1 protein-coding gene is annotated in these 1,419 nt (G+C 67.9%); it reads left to right on the forward strand.

Translation table 11 applies throughout. The features are described from left to right. Positions 1 to 122 precede the first annotated feature (122 nt). Positions 123 to 1,367 (forward strand): IS256 family transposase, encoded by a 1,245-nt coding sequence (locus ACIQG9_RS29810; RefSeq protein ID WP_400408571.1) that lies wholly within the window; start codon positions 123 to 125, stop codon positions 1,365 to 1,367. Positions 1,368 to 1,419: the final 52 nt, after the last annotated feature.

The raw sequence follows: 1,419 nt of genomic DNA on the forward strand, positions 1-1,419 counted from the left end.
AGTTGCGTCCCGCAGAGTGGTGTGTGGCAGGCCCCTTGAGGTGGGGCTTGGCGTAGACGTGAGGCGGCCACCGCGTGATTCTTCGATCTGAGTTCCCGCTCAAGCTCGAGGAGTTCCACGCGATGGCCAACCCCAGTATCGACCCTGCCCGCTTCCTGCACGACCACCTCGCCGCGGCGTCGCCGGACCTGCTGCGCACCCTGCTGACCACGTTCATCGACGCTCTGATGTCCGCCGAGGCCGACGCGATCTGCGGCGCCCAGTACGGGACCAGTTCCCCGGACCGGGTCAATATCCGCAACGGCTACCGGCACCGCGACTTCGACACCCGCGCCGGCACCCTGGACGTCGCGATCCCGAAACTACGGCAGGGCTCATACTTCCCCGATTGGCTCCTCGAACGCCGCAAGCGAGCCGAGGCGGCCCTGACCTCGGTCGTGGCGACGTGTTACCTGCTCGGCGTGTCCACGCGGCGGATGGACAAGCTGGTCGAGTCGTTGGGCATCACCCGCCTGTCGAAGTCGCAGGTCAGCGTCATGGCCCGCGACCTCGACGAACACGTGACATCGTTTCGCACCCGCCCGCTCGACCAAGGCCCGTACACGTTCGTCGCCGCGGACGCCCTGGTCCTCAAGGTCCGCGAAGGCGGCCGCGTCGTCAACGTCCACGCCCTGCTCGCCACCGGCGTGAACGCCGACGGCCACCGGGAGATCCTCGGTCTGCAGGTCACCAGCGCCGAAGACGGCGCCGGCTGGCTCGCGTTCTTCCGCGACCTGACCGCCCGGGGACTGTCCGGGGTCCGCCTGGTCACCTCCGACGCGCACCGCGGCCTCGTCGACGCGATCGGCGCCACCCTGCCCGGCGCGGCATGGCAACGCTGCCGCACCCACTACGCGGCCAACCTGATGTCGGCCACCCCGAAAGCGTCCTGGCCCTGGGTCAAAACGTTGCTGCACAGCGTCTACGACCAACCCGACACCGCATCCGTGCACGCCCAGTACGACCGGCTCGTCGACACCGTCGCCGGCAAGCTGCCCGCCGTCGCGGACCATCTCGAAGCCGCCCGTGACGACGTCCTGGCCTTCACCGGCTTCCCCAAGGAAATCTGGCGACAGATCTGGTCGAACAACCCACAGGAACGCCTCAACCGTGAGATCCGCCGCCGCACCGACGTCGTCGGGATCTTCCCCGACCGCCACGCCCTGATCCGCCTCGTCGGCGCCGTCCTCGCCGAACAGCACGACGAATGGACCGAAGGCCGCCGCTACCTCGGCCTCGACGTCCTCGCCAAATCCCGCCTCACCCTCATCACCACCGACACGAAACAGGACACCGACACCAACGACCTACCAGCGCTCAGCGCCTAACAACAACGAGGAATCACGCTCAACCGCAAACACCACGTCCAAGGACTTGACC

The organism is Micromonospora sp. NPDC092111, from assembly GCF_044755745.1.
Classification (GTDB): Bacteria; Actinomycetota; Actinomycetes; order Mycobacteriales; family Micromonosporaceae; genus Micromonospora.